This is a genomic window from Desertihabitans brevis (assembly GCF_003327535.1).
Lineage (GTDB): Bacteria > Actinomycetota > Actinomycetes > Propionibacteriales > Propionibacteriaceae > Desertihabitans > Desertihabitans brevis.
This window is the reverse complement of the sequence record NZ_QOUI01000005.1, coordinates 172,211-198,217: the sequence shown is the minus strand read 5'-3', so window position 1 is coordinate 198,217 and position 26,007 is coordinate 172,211. Positions and strand designations below refer to the sequence as shown.

Here is a 26,007-nt window from a genome sequence, read left to right as displayed (position 1 = left end):
CATCCGGTCGGGGGCTGCGGCGGCTGCTGGGCGCCGGCCGGTGCGGCCGGCGCGGCGGTCACTCGGCGTCGGCCTTGAGCCGGTTGACGTCCACCAGGACGCCGGGACCCATGGTCGAGGAGACGGTGATCTTCTTCAGGTAGCGGCCCTTGGAGCTGGACGGCTTGAGCCGCAGCACCTCCTCCAGCGCCGCGAAGTAGTTCTGCTGCAGCTGCTCCTCGGTGAAGGAGGCCTTGCCGACGATGAACTGCAGGTTGGCGTGCCGGTCGACCCGGAACTCGATCTTGCCGCCCTTGATGTCGGTGACCGCCTTGGCGACGTCGACGGTGACGGTGCCGGTCTTGGGGTTCGGCATCAGGCCGCGCGGGCCGAGCACCCGGCCGAGCCGGCCGATCTTGCCCATCATGTCCGGGGTGGCGACAACGGCGTCGAAGTCGAGGTAGCCGCCCTGGATCTTCTCGACCAGGTCGTCCGAGCCGACCTCGTCCGCCCCCGCGGCGATGGCCGCCTCGGCCCGCTCACCGGTGGCGAAGACCAGGACCCGTGCGGTCTTGCCGGTGCCGTTGGGGAGGTTGACGGTGCCGCGGACCATCTGGTCGGCCTTGCGGGGGTCGACCCCGAGCCGGATCGCGACCTCGACGGTCTCGTCGAACTTCGCCTTCGCCCCGCTCTTGACGAGGCCGATGGCCTCCTTCGGGGGGTAGACGGTGTCGGCGTCCCGCTTGGCGGCCGCCTCGGTGTAGCTCTTGCTGCGCTTCATGACTGGTGTCCTTCTTCGTTGTGACCAGGTGTGGTGCGGGCCGCGCCGGCCCTCCCACGGGGTGTCGAGGTGTCGGCCTCGACGAGGCTGCCCCGGGTGGGGTCAGCCCTCGACGGTGACGCCCATCGAGCGGGCGGTGCCCTCGACGATCTTCATCGCTGCGTCGACGTCGTTGGCGTTGAGGTCGGGCAGCTTGGTGCTGGCGATCTCACGCACCTGCTCCTTGGTGAGCCTGCCGACCTTCTCCTTGTGCGGCACGCCGGAGCCCTTCTGCAGACCGGCGGCCTTCTTGATGAGCTCCGCGGCCGGCGGGGTCTTCGTGACGAAGGTGAAGGTGCGGTCCTCGTAGATGGTGATCTCGACCGGGATCACCTGGCCACGCTGCGACTCGGTGGCCGCGTTGTAGGCCTTGCAGAACTCCATGATGTTCACGCCGTGCGGACCGAGGGCGGTACCGACCGGCGGGGCCGGCGTCGCCGAGCCGGCGTTCAGGGCCACCTTGACGAGGGCGGCGACTTTCTTCTTGGGAGGCATGGTTCGGGTCCTTGCTTCGTCGGTGCTTCGTGTGTGCGGGCCCGCAGGACGACCGGTCGGGCGACCGGGAGCCCCGCGGGGTTCTCGTCAGACCTTGGAGATCTGCGGGAAGGTGAGGTCCACGGGCGTGTCCCGCCCGAGGATCTCCACCAGCGCCCGGAGGCGCTGGCTGTTGACGTTGATCTCGGTGATGGTGGCGTGGACGCCGGCGAACGGGCCGTCGGTGACCATGACCGAGTCCCCGACCTGGTAGTCGGCCACCTCGACCTTCTTCTGCTTCTTCTTCGCCGGCGCGTCGGAGGCGGCGTTGGCGGCGGCGATCACGGCGGGCGCGAGCATCTTCTCGACCTCGTCGAGGCTGAGCGGCACCGGCGCGGTGGCGTGGCCGACGAAGCCGGTCACCGAGGGGGTGTGCCGCACCGTGGACCAGGACTCGTCGGTCAGGTCCATCCGGACCAGCACGTAGCCGGGCAGCACGGTCCGCCGGACCTGCTTCTTGGCGCCGTTGCGGATCTCGACGACCTCCTCGGTGGGGACGACCACCTCGAAGATGTAGTCCTCCATGTTGAGCGACTGGACCCGGTTCTCCAGGTTCTGCTGCACGCGGTTCTCCATGCCGGAGTAGGTGTGCACCACGTACCAGTCGCCGAACTTGGACTCCAGGTCGGCGCGCAACTGCCGGACGGCCTCGTCGCCGGGGTCGGGACCCTCGTCCTCGGTGTCCTCGTCCTCGTCGTCCTCGGTGTCGAAGTCGAGGTCGACCCCGGCCTCCTCCTCGTCGGACTCGTCGTCGCCGAAGCCGAGGTCGAGCTCGTCCTCGTCAGAGGCGCCGGCGTCGGGCTCGAGGTCGCCGAGGTCGACCTCGACCTCGTCACCGGACTGCTCCGGTGCGCCGAGGTCGATCTCGACCTCGCGCTGCTCGTTCCCGGACGGGTTCTCTGACACGTTCTCTCCGTACTCGTTCGTCGTCATCAGCTGAACAACCTCAGCAGGGCGGTGCCGAAGGCGAGGTCCAGCAGGCTGACCAGGGCGATCATGAAGACCACGAACACCAGCACCACGATGAAGTAGGTACGCATCTGCTCGGCGGTCGGCCAGACCACCTTGCGCAGCTCACCCACCGACTCGTTGACGAAGGTGACCGGGCCGGTGCGGCGCTCGGCGTCGTCCTCGTCGTCACCGCGCCGCCGGGTGGCCCGGCCCTTGCGCTCGGTCTCGCCGCCCTCCGGCGTCCGCCGGACCGGGCGCCGCGACCCGCGGGCCCCGACCAGGGCGGGCTCGTCGGCGGTCTCCGGCTCCTCGCCCGCGTCCGCCTCCTCGCCCGTGCGGTCGTTCCCGGGCTCGGCGCCCTCAGGGACGTCCACCGGCTCGGGCTGGCCGTCGCCGACCGGCTCCGGGCTCAGCTCGGCGTTGGCCTCGACCGGGACGCCCGCGCCGTCGGCGCGCTCGTCGGCGGGGTCGCGCGGCGAAGACGGATCCGACCCGCGGGTCTGGTCCTCGTCCTTCTCATCAGCCACGAGCTGTCCTCGCCATCTGTCGTCCACTCGGTCGGTCCGGTCGCACCCCGCCAGGTCGCCGACCTGCGCGGGCCCCGACCTCGATCCCGTCCGCGGCGGGGCGGCCGCGGCACGGTGCGCTGCAGGACGGCCACACGGCGACCTGCTCCGCAGGGCAAGAGGGACTTGAACCCCCAACCTTCGGTTTTGGAGACCGATGCTCTGCCAGTTGAGCTATTGCCCTTCGACGATCCACCCCGACGCGCGGGCGCGACGGAACAGTCAGCGGATCGCCAAGACATGGAGTGTACGCACCGATCCGCGATCAGTCGAACTCGCGGACCCGGCTCATCGCTGGACGGCCCCCTGCTGCTCGAGCGCGGCCAGCACCACGCAGGTGGTCAGACCCTCCATCGCCGCCGCCAGCTCGGGCTCGGGCGGGAAGGACGGGGCGATCCGGATGTTGCGGTCGCGCGGGTCGCGGCCGTAGGGGTAGGACGCCCCGGCCGGGGTGAGCGCGATCCCCGCCGCCCCGGCCAGCTCGACCACCCGGGAGGCGGTGCCGTCGAGGACGTCCAGGCTCACGAAGTAGCCACCCTCCGGAGTCGTCCAGGAGGCGATGCCGAGGTCGCCGAGCCGGCGCTCCAGCACCGCCGACACCAGGGCGAACTTCGGCTCGAGCAGCTCGCGGTGCCGGCGCATCACCCGGCGCACGCCCTCGGCGTCACCGAAGTAGAGGGCGTGGCGGAGGTGGTTGACCTTGTCGGGCCCGATCGAGCGCTTGGCGGCGTGGCCGAGGAACCAGTCGAGGTTGGCCGGGCTGGCGCCGAGGAAGGAGACCCCGGAGCCGGCGTAGCTGATCTTGGACGTGGAGGCGAAGACCAGCACGCGGTCGGGGTGCCCGGCCTCGGCGGCCAGCCCGAGCACGTCCAGCGGCGGGTGCTCGGTGTCGGTGAGGTGGTGCAGCGCGTAGGCGTTGTCCCAGAAGATCCGGAAGTCGGGGGCCGCCGGCATCGAGACCAGGGCCCGGGTGACGGCCTCGTCGTAGACCGCGCCGCTCGGGTTGGCGTAGGTGGGCACCACCCAGATGCCCTTGATGGTGTCGTCGGCGGCGACCAGCCGGGCGACCTCGTCGGGGTCGGGTCCGTGCGGACCGGTCTCCACCGGGACCATCTCGATGCCGAGGTGGGCGCAGATCGAGAAGTGCCGGTCGTAGCCGGGCACCGGGCAGAGGAACTTCACCGGCTGGCCGGACCAGGGGCGCCCCCCGCCCGGGACGCCGTGCAGCAGCGCCCAGACCACGCTGTCGTGCATCAGCGACAGGCTGGAGTTGTCCTGGGCGATCAGCTGGTCGACGCCGATGCCGAGCAGCTCGCCGAAGATCTCGCGGATCTCCGGCAGCCCCTGCTGGCCGCCGTAGTTGCGGACGTCCACCCCGCCGGCCGACCGGGTCCGGCCCGCGCCGGGCAGGGCCAGCAGCTCGTCGGCGAGGTCGAGCTGGGCCGCCGAGGGCTTGCCGCGGGTGAGGTCGAGGGAGAGCTTCCGTTCCAGCAGCTCCCGGTAGGCACCGGTGGTCTCGGCCACCAGGGTGTCGAGCTGCTGCGGGTCGAGCTCTGCCAGGCCCATCTCCATCATCCTCACGGGTGCGCGGCGGGTGCGGCCGGATGGCCGCGCGCCAGCCTAGCGACGGCGGGTGGGTCGGGACGGCGCGTCCACGTCTGCCGGTGGTCCGGTGATCGCCCTTCGACCGGCTCAGGGCGTCGCGGTCGGTCAGCGCGTCCGGGCCGGGTCAGCGGGTGAGGACGACGACCGAGTGGCCGCGCAGGTGCAGGGCGTCTGCTCCGAGCTGTGCGCCGCCGCGTTCACCCTCGACCTCGAATCCCTGGGTCAGCCCGGCGCGCTCGAGGGGGACGTCGACGTCGGTGGCGGCGAAGTTCGCGGCCACCACGGTGCGTCCGCCACGGTCGAGCACCAGCCAGCCGGCGTCGGCGTCGTGGTGGACGGAGGTCCGGTCCCAGCGCGGGTCGGTGACCTCGGGGCGGCTGCGGCGCAGCGCGAGCAGCTGGCGGTACCAGGCGAGCAGCCCGGCGTGCCCGCCGTCCCGGGCCTCGTCCCAGGCCAGCTTCGAGCTGGTGAAGGTGCTCGGGTCCTGCGGGTCGGGGACGGTCTCGGGGTCCCAGCTCATCTCGGCGAACTCCTCCAGCCGGCCCTTCGAGACCTGCTCGCCGAGCTCGTGCTCGGGGTGGGAGGTGAAGAAGGCCCAGGGGGTGGAGGCGCCCCACTCCTCGCCCATGAAGATCATCGGTGTGCTCGGGCCGAGCACCGTGAAGGCCGCCGCGATGGCGAGCTGGCCGGGGTCGAGCCGGCTGCTCGGGCGGCTGCCGTCGGCCCGGTTGCCGATCTGGTCGTGGTTGGCCGAGCAGACCACCAGCCGCCAGGCCGGCGTCCGGGCCAGGTCGAGGGGCCGGCCGTGGGTGCGGCCGCGGAAGCTGGAGTACGTGCCGGCGTGGAAGAACCCGCGGGTCAGCACCGTGGCCAGCGAGTCCAGTCCGGCGAAGTCGGCGAACCAGCCGGTGGTGTCGCCGCTGAGGTTGGTCAGCAGCGCGTGGTGGAAGTCGTCGCTCCACTGCCCGGTCAGCCCGAAGCCACCGGCCTCGCGCGGGGTGATGAGCCGCGGGTTGTTCATGTCGGACTCCGCGATGAGCGTCAGCGGACGTCCCACCGCGGCGCTCAGCGCGTCGGTCTCGACCGCCATCTCCTCCAGCACGTCGACCGCCCGGGCCGGGTCGACCAGGGCGTGCACGGCGTCCAGCCGCAGCCCGTCCACGTGCATGTCGCGCATCCACATCAGCGCGTTCTCGACCACGTAGCGACGCACCGGGTCCGACTGCGGCCCGTCCAGGTTGACCGCGGTGCCCCAGGTGGAGTTCGCCTGCTCGTTGAAGTAGGGCCCGAACTCCGGCAGGTAGTTCCCGCTGGGGCCGAGGTGGTTGTAGACGACGTCCTGGATGACGCCGATGCCGCGCTGGTGGCAGGCGTCGACGAAGTGCTGGTAGGCCGCCGGGCCCCCGTAGGCCTCGTGCACGGTGTACCAGAGCACGCCGTCGTAGCCCCAGTTGTGGGTGCCGTTGAAGCCGTTGACCGGCAGCAGCTCGACGAAGTCGATCCCGAGCCCGACCAGGTGGTCCAGCTTCTGCTCCGCGGCCGCCAGGGTGCCCTCGGGGGTGAAGGTGCCCAGGTGCAGCTCGTAGATCGTGCCGCCGGCCAGCGGGCGTCCCCGCCACAGCCCGTCGCCCCAGACGTGGGCGTCGGGGTCGAAGGTGCGCGAGAGCCCGTGCACGCCCTCGGGCTGGCGCCGCGAGCGCGGGTCGGGCCGCGGGTCGGGACCGTCGTCGAGGAGGTAGCCGTAGTCGACCTCACCGGTGGCCAGCTCGGCGGGCAGCTCGGTGGGACGCCACCAGCCGTCCTCCTCGCGGGTCATCGGCACCCGCTGGCCGTCGGCGAGCAGGGTGACCCGCTCCGGCCGGGGAGCCCACAGGTCGAAGCGGCTGGCGGGGACGGCCACGGGAACTCCTCGGGTCGGGCGGCCGGCGGTCAGGCGACCGGCGGCAGGACGCACCCGACCAGCACCGGCTCGGGCTCCAGGACGACACCGTACGTCTCGTGCACCCCGGCCCGGACACGGGCTGCCAGCTCGAGCAGCTGGGCGGTGGTGGCGCCGCCCCGGTTGGTCAGCGCGAGCGCGTGCTTGGTGGACAGGGTGGCCGGCGGCGTGCCCCAGCCGCGGCCGAACCCGGCGGAGTCGATCAGCCACGCGGCGCTGGTCTTCACCCGGCCGTCGGGCTGGGCGAAGCGGGGCGCCCCGTCGGGGAGCCGCTCGGCCACCTCCGCCTCCAGCACCGGGTTGGTGAAGAACGAGCCGGCGCTCCAGGTGTCGTGGTCGTCGGCGTCCAGCACCATGCCCTTGCCGGCCCGCAGTGCCAGCACGGCCTCGCGGACGTCGGCGGCCGGGGCCCGCTCCCCCAGGTCGACCCCCAGCCGGCGGGCCAGCTCGGCATAGCGCACCGGCGCGCCGAGGGTCCCCAGCCGGAGGTGGAAGGTGACCTCGAGGACGAGGTAGCGGCCCGGCTCTGCCTTGAACCGCGACGTCCGGTACCCGAACCCGCAGTCGGCGCCGGGGAAGGTGCGCATCCGGCGCTCGACCCGGTCGTAGGTGCGTACGGTGGCGATGCTCTGGCTGACATCGGCCCCGTACGCGCCGACGTTCTGGATCGGGCAGGCCCCGGTCAGCCCCGGGATGCCCGAGAGCGCCTCCAGCCCGACCATCTCCTCGGTGACCGTGCGCGCCACCAGCGCGTCCCACGGCTCCCCCGCGGCGACCACCAGGGTGGCACCGGCGCAGTCGGAGGCGTCCACGTCGACGCCGCGGCTGGCCACCCGCACCACGGTGCCGTCGAAGCCCTCGTCGGCGACCACGACGTTGGACCCGCCGCCGAGGACGAGCACCGGCTCGCCGCGGGCGTCGCAGTCGGCGACCAGCTCGACCAGCTCCTCGGCAGTGCTGGCCACCACCGAGCGACGGGCGGGGCCGCCGAGACGGAGCGTCGTCCAGGCGGCGATCAGCTCACCCCCGGCGGGCTCGACCTCGACGGCCGCGGAGGGCGCCGGCTCAGCCAAGGTCGACCTCGACCCGGGTCGGACCGAGCACCTTGACGTCCTCGCAGACCGCCTGGACCGTGACGGTGAGCCGGGTGCCCTCCACCGCGCTCACGCTGCCGGTGAAGGTGACGTCGGCGCCGTCCAGCTCGTCGACCACGACGGGCCGGGTGAAGCGGGTGCTGCAGACCCGGACGGTGGACGGGTCGCCGACCCAGTCGGTGACCGCCTTCACGGCCAGCGCCATGGTGAGCATGCCGTGGGCGACCACGCCGGGCATGCCGATCGCGGTGGCGAAGCGGTCCGACCAGTGGATCGGGTTGAAGTCGCCCGACGCCCCGGCGTAGCGGATCAGGTCGGCCCGGGTGAGGTGCACGGTGGTGGCCGGCAGCTCGGTGCCGGCCCCGGCCTGCTCGGCGGTGACGGTCGCTGCGGCGCTCACCGGCTCTCCTCCTCCTGGTGCGGGTGGGAGTGCACGAAGGTCGCCCGCACCCGGCTGACGTCCTCGCCCTCCAGGGTGCCGATCTCGGCGACCGAGGTGATCCAGTCGGCGCTGCCGCGGGTGCGGACCCTCTCGATGGTCAGGGTGGCCGTCACCTCGTCGCCGACCATCAGGGCCCGCCGGCTCTCGAAGGACTGCTCGCCGTGCACCACCCGCTCCAGGGCCAGCCCGAGATCGGGGTCGTGGAACATCTGCTCCCACGCCTGCGCGGCCACCACGATCGGGAAGGTCGGCGGCGCGCACGCCCGCGGCCCCCGGTAGGCGGGGTGGTCGTCGCCCAGGGCCCGGGCGAACTCGCCCACCTTGGCCTGGCTCACGACGTAGACGTCGGTCGGCGGGTAGCGGCGTCCGACGTGGTCGGGGCTGATCGACATGGGCCGCAGTCTAGGAGCCGGGCCCGACCGCCGGCACACCTTCCGCAGGGCCCTCCGCGGGCGGGAGGACCAGCCCGGGAACGGCACGAGCCGCCCACCCCGGAGGGTGAGCGGCTCGGACGCGGGCGCTGGGCCTGGGCTCAGCGGGTCTCGCGGTGCGCGGTGTGCGTGTGGCACTTCGGGCAGAACTTCTTCAGCTCCAGACGATCCGGGTCGTTGCGCCGGTTCTTCTTGGTGATGTAGTTCCGGTCCTTGCACTCGGTGCACGCCAGCGTGATCTTGGGACGGACGTCCGATGCCTTCGCCATGATTCCTCAATCTCCCTCGCCGCCCGGGGGCGGCCTGGTCGGGTCGTGCGTGGATCCCACGTGGTGCGGTGCTCGACCGCGCGCTGGTGTGGGTAGCGGGAGCGGGATTCGAACCCGCGACCTCACGATTATGAGTCGTGCGCTCTCACCAACTGAGCTACCCCGCCGCAGCACGCAGGGTACCCCGCGGGCTCCAGAGCCCCCATGCGGAATCGAACCGCAGACCTTCTCCTTACCATGGAGACGCTCTGCCTACTGAGCTATAGGGGCCAGCCGACGCGCAACAGTACACACTCCCCGGCGGCTTCACCAAACTGGCTCCTCCGCCGTCCGGGGCACCGCGTCGGTGTGCCCCGGGAGGTCGTGCGTGGCAGGTGTTGGATTCGAACCAACGTAGGCGAAGCCGACGGTTTTACAGACCGCTCCCTTTGGCCGCTCGGGCAACCTGCCGTGCCGATCTCTCGGCGGTCAGGAAGGGTACAACGGAACCGGGGGCGCAGACCAATCGAGGTCGACGCGGCGGCCCCGCCCGCGCCACCATGCAGACACCCGCCGCACCCACGGGTGCGGCCGAAGACGAGGAGGAGGCCCGGCGATGGCATCGGACAGCTCGTTCGACGTGGTCAGCAAGGTCGACCGCCAGGAGGTCGACAACGCGCTCAACCAGGCCGCCAAGGAGGTCGCGCAGCGGTTCGACTTCAAGGGCACCGAGGCCCGGATCGAGTGGTCCGGTGAGGCGGTGGAGATGCAGGCGGTCAGCGAGGAGCGGGTGAAGGCGGTGCTCGACGTCTTCCGGTCCAAGCTCGCCCGGCGCAAGGTCGACCTCAAGGCGCTCGAGGCCGGCGACCCGCGCCAGTCGGGCAAGCTGTGGAAGATCACCGCCCGCACCCAGGAGGGCATCAGCCAGGAGAACGCGAAGAAGGTCAGCAATCTGATCCGCGACGAGGGCCCCAAGGGTGTCAAGACCCAGATCCAGGGCGACGAGCTGCGGATCTCCAGCAAGTCCCGCGACGACCTGCAGACCGTCCAGCGGCTGATCCGCGAGCAGGACTACGACTTCGCGGTGCAGTTCACCAACTACCGCTGAGCCCCGGTTCCGGTGCCGGTCAGCCGACGGCGCCGCTGACCGCGCCGTAGACCAGCATCCCCAGCCCGACCACGCCGAGCGCCACGGCCGCGTACTGCATCGGGACGAAGAAGAAGGTGTGGGCGTTGCGGCCGGCCGTGCCGACCGCGGCCAGCTCGGCCTGCAGCAGCGCCTCGGCCTGCGCGCGGGCCTCAGCCAGCGAGCGCGGCGCGGGATGACCCGTCCCGAGGTGGAAGGTGCCGGCGGAGACGTGCTGGTCGAGCTCGGCGCGGCGCCGTCGGCTCCACCCTTCCAGCCGGGCCTGCGGGCGCAGCTCGTTGAGCCAGCGGCCGAGGAAGAAGGTGCCGACCGATCCGAGCGCGAGCCCGGCCCCGACGAAGGCCGGCAGCACGGCGTCACCCAGCCCGAGCGCCGACCACAGACCGAGCCCCGCCGGGATGCCCAGCAGCGCCAGCAACGTCGCGACTCCCCACCCACGCCAGATGATCACCGGGTCAGGGTAGGGACGCCCGGGCTCACCTCCGGGGCGGTGGCTCAGTCCTGCACGGCCTTGGCCACCGCGACGCAGCGGGTGATCCGGTCGCGCTCGTCACCGTTCAGCCCGCGGCCGGCGCGTCGGGCGTCCAGCGCGGCCCACGAGGCGTCCACCACCATCCGGACCACCGTCCAGTCCCGGGCGCGGGCCTCGTCCAGCTCGGCGACGTCGACGACGGTGTGGAAACGGCGCCGGATCCCGGCGCGGAGGTCGCCGACCATCTCCTCCCAGCGGTCGGTCAGCAGGGGCGCCGGCTCCCAGTGCGGGTCGCCGGCCATGGGTTGGGGGTCGATCACCAGCCAGGGCTCCCGCTCGGCGGCCAGCACGTTGGCGTAGTGCAGGTCGCCGTGGATGACCACACCGGTGCTGGCCGGGTCGCCGACCAGGGCCCGGCCCAGGTGCAGGGCCTGCTCGACCAGCCTCGGCGGCACCGGCAGCTCGCGGCCGAGGGCGGCCAGGTCGTCCAGCCAGCCGTCGACGAAGGACGTCAGGGTGCGCAGCTGCGGCATCGCCGGGCGGTGCAGCCGCCGGTAGAAGCCGGCGACGATCTCGCAGGCCTCCAGGTCCCACAGGTCGGTGAGGTCGTCCTGCCCCAGCCGTTCCAGCAGCAGGGCGCGCCGGCGCGGGTCGGCCCGCAGCAGCCGCACCGTCCCGTCGCCGTGCCAGTGCTGCAGGGCCAGTGCCTCGTGCTCGAGCTCCGGCGCCCCGTCGAAGGCCAGCTTGAGGACGGCGGGCTGCCCCTCGGCGTCCCGCACCGGCACCACCAGGGCCGCCGACCCGGGGATCTGCTCGCCGTCGACGCCGAGCTGCCACTCCGCCAGCACCTGGTCGCGCAGGGCGGGCAGCCGGTCGAGCCAGTCGATCCACTCCGGGGCGCCCTGGCGCCGGCGGTCCAGGGCGGGTGGCAGCGGGAGGGTCACGGGCACCGATTCTGGCAGGGTGCTCCCCCGTGACGTCCTTCCCCACCCCGGACCCGCGCACCCTGCGGGTCGCCAGCCTCAACGTCAACGGGATCCGGGCCGCCGTCCGTCGCGGCCTGGACCGCTGGCTCGAGCTGCGCGCCCCGGACGTCATCGGCCTGCAGGAGGTGCGCTGCCCGCCCGAGCTGGTGCCCCCGCTGCCGGGCTGGCACCTCAGCCTGGACGCCGGGTCACTGGCCGGGCGGAACGGGGTGGCCCTGCTGACCCGGGAGCGGCCGAGCGCGGTGCGCACCGGGATCGGGCACACCGCCTTCGCCCGCGAGGGCCGCTACCTCGAGGTCGACCTCGACGGGGCCGGCCTCACCGTCGCCTCGCTCTACCTGCCCAAGGGCGACCGGCCGCACGCCGACGCGGTCGCCGGCAGGTCGGTGGACGGCGGCGGTGCCGCCGGGGCCCGGCACCGGCGCAAGCTGCGGTTCATGGCCTCCCTGGCCCGCCAGCTCACCGACTCGCGACGGGCGGCCGCGCGGGCCGGCCGGGAGTTCCTCGTGATGGGCGACTTCAACATCGCCCACACCGCCGCCGACCTGTCCAACCCCAAGGCCAACGCCCGCTCCTCGGGGTTCCTACCGGTGGAGCGGGAGTGGTTCGACCGGCTGCTCTCGCCGCGGCGGCTGGTGGACGTGGTGCGCCGGCTCCATCCCGACGAGCAGGGCCCCAACTCGTGGTGGACCTGGCGGGGCAGCGCCTTCGACCGCGACGCCGGCTGGCGGATCGACTACCAGCTGGCCTCCCCGGGTCTGGCCGCGCGGGCGCTGCGGGCCGGCACCGACCGCGAGCCCGACTACGCCTCGCGGATGAGCGACCACTCCCCCGTGCTGGCCGACTACGCCCGCGGCTGACCCGCGGCGGCTAGCGTCGGCCCCATGCGCGAGGACGCCTGGCAGCCCACCCCGACCACCGCCGACGTGCTGACCGCACGCACCGGCGCGCTGGGGCGGATCCGGCTCAACCGTCCGCAGTCGATCAACGCGCTCACCACCCCCATGGTGGTGGCGGTGCGCCGGGCGCTGCACGAGCACGCCGAGGCCGGCGCGGGCGCGGTGCTGCTGGACGGGGCCGGGGAGCGCGGGCTGTGCGCCGGCGGGGACGTCCGCGCGGTGCGGGAGTCGGTGCTGGCCGGGACCGGCGCCGGTGTGGAGTTCTTCGCCGAGGAGTACGCGACCGATGCCGCCGTGGCGGACGCACCGGTGCCGGTGGTGGCCTGGATGGACGGCATCGTCATGGGCGGCGGGGTCGGGCTGTCGGTGCACGCGGCCGTGCGGTGCGTGACCGGGCGCACCCGGCTGGCGATGCCGGAGACGATCATCGGGTTCTTCCCCGACGTGGGCGCGCTGTGGTGGCTCTCGCGCGCGCCCGGGCAGCGCGGCACCAGGATGGCGCTCACCGGCGGCACCGTCGGCGGGGCGGACGCCGTCGCGCTCGGGCTGGCCGACCGGCTGCTCGGCGCCGGCCAGCTGCCCGAGGTGGTCGACCGGCTCGCAGCCGGCGGGGACGTCTCGGGCCTCGGGGCCGGCCGCGAGGAGGTCACCAGCGCCTGGCTGACCGATGGGCTGGACCCGTTCTTCGCCGGGGACGACCCGGTGGCGGTGGTCCAGCGGCTCGAGGCCGCCGACGACCCGGTGGCCCGGGCCGCCGCGGCCGACATCCGGGCGCGGAGCCCGTTCGCGGTGGCGGTCACCCTGGCCGCGCTGCGCCGGGCGGAGACGATGACCTCGCTGGCCGACGTGCTCGAGCAGGACCGCCGGCTCGCCCCCCGGCTCGCCGCGCACCCCGACTTCGCCGAGGGCGTGCGGGCCCAGCTGGTGGACAAGGACCGCACGCCGCGCTGGACGCACGCGCGGCTGGAGGACGTCGACCCGACCGAGGTGGCCGCGGTCCTGGACTGAGGGCGGTGGGCGCCGCCCTGGGATCGTGTGCGTCGACGGCTCCGCGCAGCGGGACACGCCGCGGCGCGCCGGACGTGACCGCGATGACATACACGTTCTCAGGGGCCGAGGACGGGTGGTCGGTAGGCTCCGGCGTCGTGGTCCTCGGTCTCTCGCTCGCCCTGACGGGGTTGTGCCTGGTGGTGGTGGTGTGGGCGGTGGTCAAGATCGTCACCCGCCAGCCGCTGCTGCTGACCCGCCGCGGCGACCAGGTGCTGCTCGGGGTGCTCGCGCTGGTCGAGCTCGGACTGGTCGTGCAGGCGGTGCTCGGCTTCGTGCTGGGCGCCCAGCAGCAGATCCCGAACCTGCTGACCTTCGGGGTGTACCTGGTCGGGGTGCTGCTCATCCTGCCGGTCGGCACCTTCTGGGCGCTGGCCGACCGCAGCCGGGGCGGTGCGGGGGTGCTGGTGGTCGCCTGCGTCACCGTGCCGGCGATGGTGCTGCGGATGCACCAGGTGTACGCCGGTGGCTGAGGACGCCGACGCCCGCCGCACCCGGACCGGCTGGGGACGGGTGCTCGTCGCCGTGTACGGGGTGTTCGCGCTGGCCGCCACGGCCCGCTCGGTGGTGCAGATCATCGACCGCTTCGAGGTCGCCCCGGTCGCCTTCGTGCTGTCGGCGGTGGCGGCCGTCTTCTACCTGGTGGCCACCACCGCGCTCGCCCTCGGCGACCGCACCTCCCGTCGGCTGGCCGCCTTCTCGTGCGCGCTGGAGCTGGCCGGGGTGCTGGTGGTCGGCGGGCTCAGCCTGGCCGCGCCGGCCTGGTTCCCCGAGCCCACCGTGTGGTCGCACTTCGGCCAGGGCTACCTGTTCATCCCGGTGCTGCTGCCGGTGCTGGGGCTGGGGTGGCTGCGCCGCACCCGCCCGGGCGTCAGCGGCTGAGCGAGGACCGGCGGACCGAGGTCACCCCGAGCGGGTCCAGCCGGACGACGTCGCTGGGCCGCGGCACCAGCAGCCGCCAGCCGGGCTCGCCGGGGAACTCCGCGGCGAAGGTGCGGTCCAGCTCCCACAGCCGCCAGGCGATCAGCCCGGCCGCGACCGCGCCGAGCACGGTGGCGTCGTTCTTCCACGCCAGGTTCACCGCGATGTAGACGAGCAGCCCGCTGGAGACCCAGACCGCCGCGCGCACCATGACCCGGCTCGGGCGGCTCAGCCCGAGCAGCACACCGCCCCAGGACAGGTACCAGCCGTGCAGCACCGGTCCGCAGAGCGCCACCGCGAGGAAGGACCAGGCCAGCGAGGTCAGCGGACGCCGGTGCGCCACGGTCAGCGCCAGCCAGCCGATCAGCACCACCGCGCCGACCATGAACAGCGTGCGCACCACGCGCACCGACGTCCAGGACAGGTCGTACAGCCCGAGGGCGTAGAACAGCTGGGAGAACAGCTCGCCGAGCATCGTCGAGGGCGACATCGTCTTCACCATGCCGGGCACGTTCATACCGGGGATCCAGCCGAAGCCGAGCCCGGTGGCCAGGTTGATGAGCAGGAACGCCGCGATCACCAGCACCGAGGCCACCACCCCCCGCCGGATGGTGCGCAGCACCCGCGCACGGGTGTCGACCAGCCCGCGGCCGGGGCGGTACCGCTCCAGCGACAGCGCGTTCGCGCGGGTGAGCACCGGGTCGGCGAGGACGGCGACGGCCAGCACCGCGAGGATCGCCGGCACCTTGATCGCGGCCGCGGCGGCGACGGCCAGGACCGCCAGCAGCAGGCGACCCTGCAGGGCGAGCCAGAGGCCGATCACCACCAGCGCCATCATCAGCGCGTCGTTGTGGGCCCCGCCCACCAGGTGCACGAAGGTCAGCGGGTTGACCAGGGCCAGCCAGAGCACCAGCTGGCGGTCCACGCCGGTCCGGTCGGCCAGCCGGGGCAGCAGCACCGCCATGATCGCCACGGCGACCACCACCGGCAGCCGCATGCCCACCACGGCCCAGTAGGCGTGGCCGCCGAACAGGTCGACGACGGCGTGGTTGAGCACCAGGTCGAGCGGCCCGTAGGGGGCGGGCGTCCAGCGCCACACCATCACCGTCTGGTCGGCGAAGGGGCCGGGCAGCGAGCCCACCCCGACGTCGTAGGGGTTGAGGCCGTGGTGCATCAGCCAGCCCTCGGCCGCGTAGGCGTAGGCGTCGGCGGAGAACACCGGCGGGGCCAGCAGGAACGGGACGCTCCAGATGGCGAGCACCGCCGGCAGGCTGAGCCCGACCGCGCGGGAGGGACGCAGCGCCACCCAGGCGTCGATCAGCAGCCCGACGCCGAGCAGCAGCACCGCCGTGCCCAGGGTGGCGCCCAGCCCGGTCTGCAGGAGGGAGACGCCCGGCACCGCGTGCACCGGGTTGGCCTCGGGGAGGTAGCCGGGGGTGAGCGAGCCGACGGTGATGAGCACCACGCCGAGCAGACCGCGCCGGACGGCCGCGACGGCCCAGGCACCCGCGAGCGCGGGGCGGACCCCGGCCAGCGCGGTCCGGGCGGGGCGGGGCCGCGACGGGGTCGGCTGCGTGGCCGGGCTCGCCGGTGGCAGTACTCCCTGGCTCACGGTCCTCCTCACGTCGTCCGGCGGCAGCGACCCGCCGGACACGGCCGCGGGCGGCAGCGCCGGCTCGGGCCCCGGACGTCCGGAGGCGGGGTCGAGCGCGTGCGGGCCCAGCGTACGCGAACGGTGCTCCGCGACCCGGGCGTGGTGGCGCGGATCACGCCGTGCCGCCGACCGCGGCGGAATAGCTCGGTGGGTGTGGACGCTGTCCAGGGGAATTACGCAAGGCGCGTACAGTGCAATCCGGTCTCGCCGACGTCGGTGCGGGGCCGGACCGATCCAGAGGGGCTAGTTCTCCGTGCCAGCAGTGCAGACACTCGACCGCGTGGTGATCCGCTTCGCCGGGGACTCCGGCGACGGCATGCAGCTCACCGGGGACCGTTTCACCTCGGACTCCGCAGCCTTCGGCAACGACATCTCCACGCTGCCGAACTTCCCGGCCGAGATCCGGGCACCCCAGGGCACCCTGCCCGGCGTCTCCAGCTTCCAGATCCACTTCGCCAACTACGACATCATGACCCCCGGCGACCGTCCGGACGTCCTGGTGGCGATGAACCCGGCCGCGCTCAAGGCCAACGTGGCCGACCTCCCGCGCGGCGCGGTGATCATCGCCGACAGCGCGGAGTTCACCAAGCGGAACCTCACCAAGGTGGGCTACGCCGCCGACCCGCTGACCGACGGCAGCCTGGCCGACTACCAGCTGCACGCCCTCGACCTCACCGGCATGACCGTGGCCGCGGTGAAGGACTTCGGGCTGAGCCGCAAGGACGCCTCGCGGGCCAAGAACATGTTCGCCCTCGGTCTGGTGTCGTGGCTCTACCACCGCCCCACCGAGGGGACGCTGTCCTTCCTCACCCAGAAGTTCGCCCGCAAGCCCGACATCCGCGACGCCAACATCACCGCGTTCAAGGCCGGGCACGCCTTCGGTGAGACCACCGAGACGTTCGCCGTCCGCTACGAGGTCTCCCCGGCCCCGATGCCGGCCGGGCGCTACCGCCAGATCTCGGGCAACCTCGCCACGGCGTACGGCCTCATCACCGGCGCGCACAAGGCCGGGCTGCCGATGTTCCTCGGCGCCTACCCGATCACGCCGGCCTCCGACGTGCTGCACGAGCTGAGCAAGCACAAGCGCCACGGCGTCACCACCTTCCAGGCCGAGGACGAGATCGCCGCCGTCGGCGCCGCCCTGGGCGCCTCCTTCGCCGGCCACCTGGGTGTCACGACGTCGTCCGGCCCCGGGATCGCGCTCAAGGCCGAGACCATCGGTCTGGGGGTGATGACCGAGCTGCCGCTGGTGGTCGTCGACGTCCAGCGCGCTGGCCCGAGCACCGGCATGCCGACCAAGACCGAGCAGGCCGATCTGCTGCAGGTGATGTTCGGCCGCAACGGCGAGGCACCGATCCCGGTGCTGGCCGCCCAGTCCCCCGCCGACTGCTTCGACACCGCCATCGAGGCGGTGCGGATCGCGGTGAAGTACCGGACGCCGGTGATGATGCTCTCCGACGGCTACCTGGCCAACGGCGCCGAGCCGTGGCGGCTGCCCGAGCTGGCCGACATCCCGCCCATCGACCCCGCCTTCGCCACCGAGCCGAACGCCACCGACGCCAAGGGCAACGCGGTCTTCCACCCCTACCGCCGCGACGAGGAGACCCTGGCCCGGCCGTGGGCCGTCCCGGGCACGCCGGGTCTGGAGCACCGGATCGGCGGCATCGAGAAGGCCAAGGACACCGGCAACGTGTCCTACGACCCGGCCAACCACGAGGAGATGATCCGCACCCGCCAGGCCAAGGTCGACGGCGTCGTCCGCGACATCCCCGACCTGGTGGTCGACGACCCGGGCGTGGAGGACGGTCGCGGGGCGAAGGTGCTGGTGCTCGGCTGGGGCTCCTCCTACGGCCCGATCACCGCCGCCGTCCGCCGGGTGCGCAACGAGGGCCACCAGGTGGCCCAGACCCACCTGCGCCACCTCAACCCGTTCCCGGCCAACCTGGGCGAGGTGCTGCGCCGCTACCGCCGCGTCATCGTCCCGGAGATGAACTCCGGCCAGCTCGCCCTGCTGCTGCGGGCGAAGTACCTGGTCGACGTCGAGTCCTACTCCCGGGTGCGGGGCCTGCCGATCTCGCTGTCGGAGCTGGCCCGCGACCTCATCACCGTGGTCGACGAGGAGGAGGGCCGCAGCGCCGCGGAGATCGCGGCCGAGCTGGCGGCGCTGCGCACCGACGAGGTGCGCCAGTTCGTCGGCGAGCAGCACTTCGACCTCGACAGCACCCAGCGCAGCGTCCCCATCCCACCCTCGAACGGCACCTCTTCCGAGGAGACCCGATGACCACCACCGATCCGAGCACCCGTCCCCTCTACAAGGGCCTGTCCGGCGTCCCGCTCGCCATCGAGCCGCTCAACCGCAAGGACTTCACCAGCGACCAGGAGGTCCGCTGGTGCCCCGGCTGCGGCGACTACGCCGTGCTGTCGGCCTTCCAGGGCCTGATGCCCGAACTCGGCATCAAGCGCGAGAACACCGTGATCGTCTCCGGGATCGGCTGCTCCTCCCGCTTCCCCTACTACGTCGACTCCTACGGCATGCACTCCATCCACGGCCGGGCACCGGCGATCGCCACCGGGGTGGCGACCAGCCGTCCCGACGTGGGCGTGTGGGTGGTGACCGGTGACGGCGACGCGCTGTCGATCGGCGGCAACCACCTGATCCACGCGCTGCGCCGCAACGTCAACTTCACGATCCTGCTGTTCAACAACCGGATCTACGGGCTGACCAAGGGCCAGTACTCGCCGACGTCGGAGATCGGCAAGGTCACCAAGTCGACGCCGATGGGCTCGCTGGACAGCCCGTTCAACCCGGTCTCGTTGGCGCTCGGCGCGGAGGCCTCGTTCGTGGCCCGCACCATCGACTCCGACCGCCAGCACCTGACCGAGGTGCTCAGGGCGGCGGCCGACCACCGCGGCTCCTCGTTCGTGGAGATCTACCAGAACTGCCCGATCTTCAACGACGGCGCCTTCGAGGCGGTGAAGGACAAGGACTCCGCGGTGGAGTCGATCATCCCGCTGCGCCACGGCGAGCCGATCCGTTTCGGCGCCGGGGGCCGGCTCGGGGTCGTCCGTGACGCCGCCACCGGTGAGCTGGCCGTGCGGGAGGTGGCCGAGGTCGGCGAGGACGCGCTGGTGGTGCACGACGCCCACCGCACCGACCCGACCTACGCCTTCGGGCTCTCCCGGCTGACCGACGCCGGGGTGCTGCAGCGCTCCCCGATCGGCATCTTCCGCGACGTCGAGCGCCCGGCCTACGACGACCTCGCCCGCGAGCAGGTCCGGCTGGCCCAGGAGGGTGGCGTCGGTGACGACGCGCTGCAGGACCTCATCGCCGGCAGCGACACCTGGCAGGTCCGCTGAGGCTCCGGCTAATCTGTTCCCGGGGTCAGACGGCGCCGCGGACGGTGGTCTGCACCAGCCAGACGGCGTCGGTGGCGGTGATGGCGAGGGTGCGGCCGTCCGGGCCGCCGAAGGCGAGGTTGGCCGCGCGCTGCGGGGTGGGGACGGTGCCGAGCAGGGTCAGCGGGGCCGTGCCCTCCCCCGGCTGGTACACCCGGACGCCGTCGGCGGCCGAGCACCAGACCCGGCCGTCGGCGTCCACCCGCAGACCGTCGGGGTTGGGGTGCCCGGCGACCACCGTGCCCCGGCCGAGGCCGGTGCCGTGCACCGGGAAGTGCCGAAGCAGACCCTCGGCGGAGTCGACGACGTAGAGCACCGTCTCGTCGGGGCTGAACGCGAGCCCGTTGGGGCCGGGCATCGCCGGCGTCACCTGCTCGACGTCGCCGCCCGGGTCGAGCCGGTAGACGTGGCACCCGTCGATCTCGGCCTCGCCGCCGTAGCCCTCCTCGGGCTTGTCCAGCCCGTAGCGGGGGTCGGTGAACCAGACGGCGCCGTCGCGGGCCACCACCACGTCGTTGGGTGAGTTGAACCGCCGGCCCTGCCAGCGCTCGACCAGCCGCGTCCACGAGCCGTCGGCCTCGCGACGGACCACCGCCCGCTCGCCGTGGCTGGCCGCGACGAGTCGGCCGTCGCGGTCGAGGGTGTGCCCGTTCTGGTGGTGCGAGGGCTCCATGTCGACCGTGACACCGGCGCTGAAGCCGGTGTCGGGCCCGTCGCCGCCGGACCAGCGCAGCAACCGGTTGCCCACCACGTCGCTCCACACCAGGGAGCCGTCGGGCAGCCAGGCCGGCCCCTCGTACCAGGTGCCGCCCGAGGCGATCTGCCTCGGCTCGTCCACCACCAGACCGGACAGGGCGTGCGCGTCGTCGACCACGGCACGACCGTACCGTCCCGTGCCGGCGCGCGAGGGCCGCCCGGCCCACGAGGTGGCACACCCCGCTGCGATGTCGCAGCGGGGCGGTCCACCAGACCGGCTACTCGTTGTCGCCGCCGGTGGAGACCGTGCCCTGCTGGCCGGAGGTGTCGAGGGCGTCGCCGGCGTCCGGCCACACCCAGTCGCGGACGGCGGGGATGTCGTCGCCGTGCTCGCGGGTCCAGCGGCGGGCGGCGAGGCGGGCGTCGGCCATCTGCTGGCGCAGCCCGGCCGCCCGCGAGCCGAGACCCGGGACGCGGTCGATGACGTCCATCACCAGGTGGTAGCGGTCGAGGTCGTTGAGCATCACCATGTCGAACGGCGTGGTGGTGGTGCCCTCCTCCTTGTACCCGCGCACGTGCAGGTTCGGATGGGCGTGCCGGCGGTAGGTGAGCCGGTGGATCAGCCAGGGGTAGCCGTGGAAGGCGAACACCACTGGTGCGGTGGTGGTGAAGATGGTGTCGAAGTCGCGGTCGGACAGCCCGTGCGGGTGCTCCTTCTCGTCCTGCAGCCGCATCAGGTCGACCACGTTGACCACCCGCACCCGGAGCTGCGGCAGGTGCTGGCGCAGCAGGTCCGCGGCGGCCAGCACCTCCAGGGTGGGGATGTCACCGGCGCAGGCCAGCACCACGTCGGGGTCCTCGCCGGCCACCTCGGTGCCCGCCCACTCCCAGATGCCCAGCCCGCGGGTGCAGTGCGCGATCGCCTGGTCCATCGTCAGCAGCTGCGGTCCCGGCTGCTTGCCGGCCACCACCACGTTGACGTAGTTGCGCGAGCGCAGGCAGTGGTCGTAGGTCGACAGCAGCGTGTTGGTGTCCGGCGGCAGGTACACCCGGACGATCTCGGCCTTCTTGTTGAGCACGTGGTCGAGGAAGCCCGGGTCCTGGTGGCTGAAGCCGTTGTGGTCCTGGCGCCAGACGTGGGAGGACAGCAGGTAGTTGAGGCTGGCCACCGGCTGACGCCAGGCGATGTCGTTGCAGGAGTCCAGCCACTTCGCGTGCTGGTTGAACATCGAGTCGACGATGTGGATGAACGCCTCGTAGCAGGAGAACACCCCGTGCCGGCCGGTGAGCAGGTAGCCCTCCAGCCACCCCTGGCACTGGTGCTCGCTGAGCACCTCCATCACCCGGCCGGACGGGGCCAGGTGGTCGTCCTCGGCGTCGGTGGGCAGGTAGCCGGCGTTCCACTGCTTGTCGGTGGCCTCGTAGACCGCCTGCAGCCGGTTGGACGCCGTCTCGTCCGGCCCGAAGACGCGGAAGTTGTCCGGGTTGCGGCGGACCACCTCGGCCAGCCACTGCCCCAGCACCTTGGTCGGCTCGCCGATGGCGCCGCCCGGGGTGGGCACGTCGACGGCGAAGTCGCGGAAGTCGGGCATCCGCAGGTCGCGCAGCAGCAGCCCGCCGTTGGTGTGCGGGCTGGCGCTCATCCGCAGGTCGCCGTCGGGGGCCAGCGCGGCCACCTCCGGGCGCAGCGAGCCGCCCTCGTCGAAGAGCTCCTCGGGCCGGTAGGACTCCATCCAGCGGCGCAGCACGGTGAGGTGCTCGGGGGTGTCGCGGGCGCTGGCCAGCGGCACCTGGTGGGCCCGCCAGGAGTCCTCGGTGCGGCGCCCGTCGATGGTGTCGGGGCAGGTCCAGCCCTTGGGGGTGCGGAAGACGATCATCGGCCAGGCCGGGCGCTCGGTGCGTCCCCGCGCGGCGGCGGCCTTGATCTCGGCGATCTCGTTGAGCACCTCGTCCAGCACCCGGGCGAAGCGGCGGTGGACCTCCTCGACCGGCTCGTCGTCGAAGCCGCCGGTGAACAGGTGCGGGGTGTAACCGTAGCCGCGCATCAGCGCGACCAGCTCGTCCTCGGGGATGCGGGCGAGCACGGTGGGGTTGGCGATCTTGTAGCCGTTGAGGTGCAGGATCGGCAGCACGACGCCGTCGGTGGCGGGGTTGAGGAACTTGTTGCCGTGCCAGCCGGTGGCCAGCGGCCCCGTCTCGGCCTCGCCGTCGCCGACCACGGTGGCGACCAGCAGGTCGGGGTTGTCGAAGGCGGCGCCGTAGGCGTGGGACAGCGCGTAGCCCAGCTCACCGCCCTCGTGGATCGAGCCGGGCGTCTCCGGCGCCACGTGGCTGGGGATGCCGCCGGGGAAGGAGAACTGGCGGAACAGCTTGCGCAGCCCCTCCTCGTCACCGCTGATGTCGGGGTAGGTCTCGGTGTAGGTGCCCTCGAGGTAGGAGTTGGCGACCAGTCCCGGTCCGCCGTGCCCGGGCCCGGTGATGTACATCGCCTGGGTGGCCCGCTCGGTGATCGCCCGGTTGAGGTGGGCGTAGAGGAAGTTGAGCCCCGGGGTGGTGCCCCAGTGGCCCAGCAGCCGCGGTTTGACGTCCTCGCGCGTCAGCTCGCGCCGCAGCAGCGGGTTGTCGAGCAGGTAGATCTGCCCGACCGAGAGGTAGTTGGCCGCCCGCCACCAGGCGTCGACCCCCGCGACCGCCGCCGTGTCGAGGTCGCTGATCTCCGTGTGCTGCCACACCGTCGACTGCTCGTCCATCTGCGCCTCCTGCTCGGTGGTCGTCGACCGGCCGGTACCCACTGTCCACGGTTCCGCACCACGGCCGGCCGGCGGGTGGCCCGGGGATGGACGTCGGCGGACGGGCCGGTGACGCCTCGGCGTCGCGACCCACCGGTCCCGCGGGCGGCCACGGGAGGCGGCACGCGGGCCGGCGGGTCGGCCGGCTAGGACAGCTCGCGGACGAAGGCGCGCAGGTCGGCGACCAGGTGCTCGGGCTGCTCCAGGGCGGCGAAGTGGCCGCCGTGGTCGACGTCGGTCCAGCGCACGATGCGGTGGGCCTGCTCGGCGAACCGCCGGATGGAGACGTCCTCGGCGTAGGCGACGACTGCCGTCGGCACGCCGGAGACCGCACCGGCGGCGGGGTCGGCGAAGAGGTCGCCGTAGCTGGCGTAGACGTTGTCGGCGGCCGAGGTGGCGGTGCGGGTCAGCCAGTAGATGAGGACGTCGGCCAGGTGGCGGGTGCGGTAGTGCGGGTCGGCGAGCCGGGTCTGGTCGTGGGTCCAGGCCTGCACCTTCTCCACGATCCAGGTGAGCAGTGCCACCGGGGAGTCCTCCAGCCCGTAGCCGATGGTCTGCGGACGGGTGGCCTGGATGGTGTTGTAGCCGCTGCCGTCGCTCATGAACTCCGCGATCCGGCCCAGGCGCTGCTGCTCCAGCGGGCTGAGCGTCGCCGCGGTGTCCTCGTCCACCTCCCCCATCGGCATGAACCCGATGGTGGCGGCGTTGACGTGGATCCCACGGACGTGCTCGGCGTCGACTCGGCCGACGTGCGGGGCGAGGACGGCACCGTGGTCGCCGCCCTGCACCACGTAGGAGCCGTAGCCCAGCTCGGCCATCAGGGTGGCGTAGGCCCGGGCGGTGCGGGGGACGCCCCAGCCGGGCTCCGCCGTCCGCCCCGACAGCCCGACGCCGGGGTGGGAGGGGATGACGACGTGGAAGGCGGGGTCGTCCGGGCTCTCCGGCTCCGTCAGCGGGCCGACCAGGTCGATGAGCTCGACCACGGTGCCGGGCCAGCCGTGCAGCAGGAGCAGGGGGACGGCGTCCTCGCGGGTGGAGCGGGCGTGGACGAGGTGGAGGGTCGCGCCGTCGACCTCGGTGGTCCACTGCGGCAGGGCGTTGAGCTCGTCCTGCAGGGCCCGCCAGTCGAAGCCGGCGAGGTCGGCGGCCCAGGCGCGGGCCTCGGCGACCGGCACCCCCTTGGCCCAGCCGGTCGTGCCGGGGAGCTGTTCGGGCCAGCGGGTGCGGGACAGGCGCTGGCGCAGGTCGTCGATGTCGGCGGGGTCGATGGCGAGCTGGAAGGGCTGCACGGGAACTCCTCAGGTCGGTGCGTCTGGGACCAGCGTGCTCCTGCTTCCGGCCAGATGCTGTCCGCTGTGGCGAACACGGGCGAACCGGCGTCCGGACGGCCGAGTAGGGTCGCGTGGGTGACCGACGTGATGACACCGCAGTCCCTCGACCCGTCCTCCTTCGACCCGGCCACCCGGGTGCAGGACGACCTCTACCGCCACGTCAACGGACGCTGGCTGGCGACCGCCGAGATCCCGGAGGACAAGCCGGGCACCGGCGCGTTCCTGCTGCTGCGCGACGCCGCCGAGGAGGCCGTCCGCGACATCATCACCGGGCTGAGCAGCGAGGCCGACCCCGAGCCGGGCACCGACGCCGCGCGGATCGCCGACCTCTACACCTCCTTCATGGACACCGAGACGATCGAGGCCGCCGGCGCCGCTCCGCTCGCCGACGAGCTGGCCCGGGTCGACGCCGTCACCAGCACCGACGGGCTGCCGGCCCTGCTGGGCTGGCTGACCCGGCGCGGGCTGCCGTCCCTGGTCGGGCTGGACGTCGACGCCGACCCCGGCAACCCGCAGCGCTACGTGCTCTTCGCCGCGCAGGGCGGGCTGGGGCTGCCGGACGAGGCCTACTACCGCGAGGAGTCCCACGCCGAGATCCGCACCGCCTACCGCGGTCACGTGGCCCGGTCGCTGGCGCTGGCCGGGGTGGCCGACGCGGAGGCGCAGGCCGAGCTGGTGTTCGCCCTGGAGACCGAGATCGCGGCCTCCCACTGGGACAAGGTGCGCACCCGCGACATGCGGCAGATGTACAACCCGAGGACGATCGCCGACTTCGCCGCCGCCTCCCCCGCGCTGGGGCTGGTCGAGCTGTTCGGCGAGGTCGGCGTCCCGGCCTCGGCCACCGACGTCATCGACTGCCAGCCGTCCTTCTTCACCGAGGTGGCCGCCCTGGTCACCGAGGAGCGGCTGGACTCCTGGCTGGCCTGGGCGCGCTGGAAGGTCGTCACCGGCCGCTCGCCCTACCTCAGCAGCGACTTCGTCGACGAGCGGTTCGGCTTCTACGGCACCGTGCTGTCGGGGACGCCGGTGCTCAAGGAGCGGTGGAAGCGCGGGGTCGACCTGGTCGAGGGCGTGCTCGGCGAGGCGGTCGGCAAGATCTACGTCGAGCGCCACTTCTCCCCCGTCGCCAAGGAGCGGATGGACGAGCTGGTGGCCAACCTCATCGAGGCCTACCGCCGCTCGATCACCGACCTGGACTGGATGACCGAGGCCACCAAGGCCGAGGCGCTGACCAAGCTGGCGAACTTCACGCCCAAGATCGGCTTCCCCGACAAGTGGCGCAGCTACGCCGCGCTCGAGATCAGGGCCGACGACCTGATCGGCAACGTGCTGCGCTCGGTCGCCTTCGACCTGGACTTCCAGCTCGGCAAGATCGACCAGCCGATCGAGGCGCACGAGTGGTTCATGACCCCGCAGACGGTCAACGCCTACTACCACCCGCTGCGCAACGAGATCGTCTTCCCCGCGGCGATCCTGCAGCCGCCGTTCTTCGACGAGGCCGCTGACGACGCGGTCAACTACGGCGGCATCGGCGCGGTGATCGGCCACGAGATCGGGCACGGCTTCGACGACCAGGGCTCCACCTGCGACGGCGAGGGCCGGCTGCGCGACTGGTGGACCGCGGAGGACCGGCAGGCCTTCGAGGCCCGGACGAGGTCGCTGATCGAGCAGTACGGCCAGCTCTCGCCCGAGGGCGCCCCCGAGCTCAAGGTCAACGGGGCGCTCACCATCGGGGAGAACATCGGCGACCTCGGCGGGCTGTCGATCGCGCTCAAGGCGTGGCGGATCGCCCAGGAGGCCAAGGGCGCCGACGAGCCGATCGACGGCTACACCGGTGAGCAGCGGCTGTTCCTGTCCTGGGCGACCATCTGGCAGTCCAAGCTGCGCCCGGAGGCGGTGCGGCAGCGGATCGCCACCGACCCGCACTCGCCCAACGAGTTCCGCTGCAACCAGATCGTGCGCAACATCGACGACTTCTACACCGCCTTCGGCGTCACCGAGGGTGACGCCCTGTGGCTGCCGGAGTCGGAGCGCGTCTCCATCTGGTGACCCGTGCGGGC

Annotated in this window: 24 protein-coding genes and 4 tRNA genes; 8 read left to right on the top strand and 20 right to left on the bottom strand. The window is 72.8% G+C overall.

Annotation, left to right across the window (positions count from 1 at the left end; genetic code table 11):
* Positions 1-58 precede the first annotated feature (58 nt).
* From rplA to DT076_RS09665, 14 genes are all read right to left on the bottom strand, one after another.
* Complete coding sequence (gene rplA, locus DT076_RS09730; protein ID WP_114126469.1) at positions 59-760, bottom strand: 50S ribosomal protein L1; 702 nt, start codon at positions 758-760, stop codon at positions 59-61.
* A gap of 102 nt (positions 761-862) precedes the next feature.
* Positions 863-1,294, bottom strand: a complete 432-nt coding sequence (rplK, locus tag DT076_RS09725) for a 50S ribosomal protein L11 (RefSeq protein WP_114126468.1) — start codon at positions 1,292-1,294, stop codon at positions 863-865.
* A gap of 87 nt (positions 1,295-1,381) precedes the next feature.
* Positions 1,382-2,239 (bottom strand): transcription termination/antitermination protein NusG, encoded by an 858-nt coding sequence (nusG, locus tag DT076_RS09720; protein ID WP_114126594.1) that lies wholly within the window; start codon positions 2,237-2,239, stop codon positions 1,382-1,384.
* A gap of 26 nt (positions 2,240-2,265) precedes the next feature.
* Complete coding sequence (secE, locus tag DT076_RS19955; RefSeq protein ID WP_233493836.1) at positions 2,266-2,811, bottom strand: preprotein translocase subunit SecE; 546 nt, start codon at positions 2,809-2,811, stop codon at positions 2,266-2,268.
* Between the two features lie 150 nt (positions 2,812-2,961).
* Positions 2,962-3,034, bottom strand: a tRNA-Trp gene (locus DT076_RS09710).
* A gap of 104 nt (positions 3,035-3,138) precedes the next feature.
* Complete coding sequence (locus tag DT076_RS09705; RefSeq protein ID WP_407642715.1) at positions 3,139-4,422, bottom strand: aminotransferase class I/II-fold pyridoxal phosphate-dependent enzyme; 1,284 nt, start codon at positions 4,420-4,422, stop codon at positions 3,139-3,141.
* A gap of 157 nt (positions 4,423-4,579) precedes the next feature.
* Entirely contained in the window at positions 4,580-6,355 is a 1,776-nt protein-coding gene (gene treZ, locus DT076_RS09700) for a malto-oligosyltrehalose trehalohydrolase (protein WP_114126466.1), read from the bottom strand.
* Between the two features lie 29 nt (positions 6,356-6,384).
* Complete coding sequence (locus DT076_RS09695; RefSeq protein ID WP_114126465.1) at positions 6,385-7,467, bottom strand: UDP-N-acetylmuramate dehydrogenase; 1,083 nt, start codon at positions 7,465-7,467, stop codon at positions 6,385-6,387.
* Positions 7,460-7,888, bottom strand: coding sequence for a MaoC/PaaZ C-terminal domain-containing protein (locus DT076_RS09690; protein ID WP_114126464.1), 429 nt, complete (start codon positions 7,886-7,888; stop codon positions 7,460-7,462). Before DT076_RS09690 ends, DT076_RS09695 begins: the two co-directional genes overlap by 8 nt.
* A complete protein-coding gene (locus DT076_RS09685; RefSeq protein ID WP_114126463.1) occupies positions 7,885-8,322 on the bottom strand; it encodes an FAS1-like dehydratase domain-containing protein in 438 nt (145 codons plus the stop codon). The genes DT076_RS09690 and DT076_RS09685 overlap by 4 nt, the downstream gene beginning before the upstream one ends.
* Before the next feature lie 140 nt (positions 8,323-8,462).
* A complete protein-coding gene (rpmG, locus tag DT076_RS09680; RefSeq protein ID WP_114126462.1) occupies positions 8,463-8,630 on the bottom strand; it encodes a 50S ribosomal protein L33 in 168 nt (55 codons plus the stop codon).
* Positions 8,631-8,723: 93 nt separating this feature from the next.
* Positions 8,724-8,797: transfer RNA gene (locus DT076_RS09675), tRNA-Met, on the bottom strand.
* A 30-nt stretch (positions 8,798-8,827) separates the two neighbouring features.
* A tRNA-Thr gene (locus DT076_RS09670) sits at positions 8,828-8,900 on the bottom strand.
* Positions 8,901-8,998: 98 nt separating this feature from the next.
* Positions 8,999-9,080 (bottom strand) — tRNA-Tyr (locus DT076_RS09665).
* 145 nt (positions 9,081-9,225) lie between these two features.
* Between DT076_RS09665 and DT076_RS09660 the strand changes: the two genes are divergently transcribed.
* A complete protein-coding gene (locus tag DT076_RS09660; protein ID WP_114126461.1) occupies positions 9,226-9,717 on the top strand; it encodes a YajQ family cyclic di-GMP-binding protein in 492 nt (163 codons plus the stop codon).
* A 19-nt stretch (positions 9,718-9,736) separates the two neighbouring features.
* Here the strand turns inward: DT076_RS09660 and DT076_RS19390 are convergent, their stop codons facing one another.
* Together DT076_RS19390 and DT076_RS09650 are read right to left on the bottom strand one after the other, a co-directional pair.
* Positions 9,737-10,207 carry a hypothetical protein gene (locus tag DT076_RS19390; RefSeq protein WP_158548100.1) on the bottom strand — a complete coding sequence of 157 codons (471 nt, stop codon included), beginning with the start codon at positions 10,205-10,207 and terminating at the stop codon, positions 9,737-9,739.
* Positions 10,208-10,251: 44 nt separating this feature from the next.
* Positions 10,252-11,172 carry an aminoglycoside phosphotransferase family protein gene (locus tag DT076_RS09650; RefSeq protein ID WP_233493835.1) on the bottom strand — a complete coding sequence of 307 codons (921 nt, stop codon included), beginning with the start codon at positions 11,170-11,172 and terminating at the stop codon, positions 10,252-10,254.
* Positions 11,173-11,234: 62 nt separating this feature from the next.
* On the opposite strand from DT076_RS09650, the gene DT076_RS09645 reads away from it, so the two are divergent.
* The 4 genes from DT076_RS09645 to DT076_RS09630 all read left to right on the top strand — a co-directional run bounded on the left by DT076_RS09645 (position 11,235) and on the right by DT076_RS09630 (position 14,042).
* Positions 11,235-12,074, top strand: a complete 840-nt coding sequence (locus DT076_RS09645; protein WP_114126592.1) for an exodeoxyribonuclease III — start codon at positions 11,235-11,237, stop codon at positions 12,072-12,074.
* Positions 12,075-12,098: 24 nt separating this feature from the next.
* Positions 12,099-13,121 carry an enoyl-CoA hydratase/isomerase family protein gene (locus tag DT076_RS09640; protein ID WP_114126459.1) on the top strand — a complete coding sequence of 341 codons (1,023 nt, stop codon included), beginning with the start codon at positions 12,099-12,101 and terminating at the stop codon, positions 13,119-13,121.
* Positions 13,122-13,258: 137 nt separating this feature from the next.
* The gene (locus tag DT076_RS09635) at positions 13,259-13,633 is read left to right on the top strand and encodes a hypothetical protein (protein WP_114126458.1); all 375 of its coding nucleotides are present in this window, start codon (positions 13,259-13,261) and stop codon (positions 13,631-13,633) included.
* Positions 13,626-14,042 carry a hypothetical protein gene (locus DT076_RS09630; protein WP_114126457.1) on the top strand — a complete coding sequence of 139 codons (417 nt, stop codon included), beginning with the start codon at positions 13,626-13,628 and terminating at the stop codon, positions 14,040-14,042. Before DT076_RS09635 ends, DT076_RS09630 begins: the two co-directional genes overlap by 8 nt.
* Here DT076_RS09630 and mptB read toward each other — a convergent pair.
* Positions 14,032-15,693: a polyprenol phosphomannose-dependent alpha 1,6 mannosyltransferase MptB gene (mptB, locus tag DT076_RS09625; protein WP_114126456.1), complete on the bottom strand. Its 1,662-nt coding sequence runs from the start codon at positions 15,691-15,693 to the stop codon at positions 14,032-14,034. The two genes, DT076_RS09630 and mptB, sit on opposite strands and share 11 nt — an antisense overlap.
* A 295-nt stretch (positions 15,694-15,988) precedes the next feature.
* Here mptB and DT076_RS09620 point away from each other — a divergent pair, with 295 nt between their 5' ends.
* Positions 15,989-18,016 (top strand): 2-oxoacid:acceptor oxidoreductase subunit alpha, encoded by a 2,028-nt coding sequence (locus tag DT076_RS09620; RefSeq protein WP_114126455.1) that lies wholly within the window; start codon positions 15,989-15,991, stop codon positions 18,014-18,016.
* On the top strand, positions 18,013-19,092 hold the full coding sequence (locus DT076_RS09615; protein ID WP_114126454.1) for a 2-oxoacid:ferredoxin oxidoreductase subunit beta: 1,080 nt from the start codon (positions 18,013-18,015) through the stop codon (positions 19,090-19,092). Before DT076_RS09620 ends, DT076_RS09615 begins: the two co-directional genes overlap by 4 nt.
* 25 nt (positions 19,093-19,117) lie before the next feature.
* Here the strand turns inward: DT076_RS09615 and DT076_RS09610 are convergent, their stop codons facing one another.
* From DT076_RS09610 to DT076_RS09600, 3 genes are all read right to left on the bottom strand, one after another.
* Positions 19,118-20,005 (bottom strand): SMP-30/gluconolactonase/LRE family protein, encoded by an 888-nt coding sequence (locus tag DT076_RS09610; RefSeq protein WP_199539089.1) that lies wholly within the window; start codon positions 20,003-20,005, stop codon positions 19,118-19,120.
* Between the two features lie 100 nt (positions 20,006-20,105).
* Complete coding sequence (locus DT076_RS09605) at positions 20,106-22,577, bottom strand: phosphoketolase family protein (protein WP_114126590.1); 2,472 nt, start codon at positions 22,575-22,577, stop codon at positions 20,106-20,108.
* A 185-nt stretch (positions 22,578-22,762) separates the two neighbouring features.
* Positions 22,763-23,905 carry an epoxide hydrolase family protein gene (locus DT076_RS09600; protein ID WP_114126453.1) on the bottom strand — a complete coding sequence of 381 codons (1,143 nt, stop codon included), beginning with the start codon at positions 23,903-23,905 and terminating at the stop codon, positions 22,763-22,765.
* Positions 23,906-24,034: 129 nt separating this feature from the next.
* On the opposite strand from DT076_RS09600, the gene DT076_RS09595 reads away from it, so the two are divergent.
* Complete coding sequence (locus DT076_RS09595; protein WP_114126589.1) at positions 24,035-25,996, top strand: M13 family metallopeptidase; 1,962 nt, start codon at positions 24,035-24,037, stop codon at positions 25,994-25,996.
* The last annotated feature ends 11 nt before the right edge of the window (positions 25,997-26,007 follow it).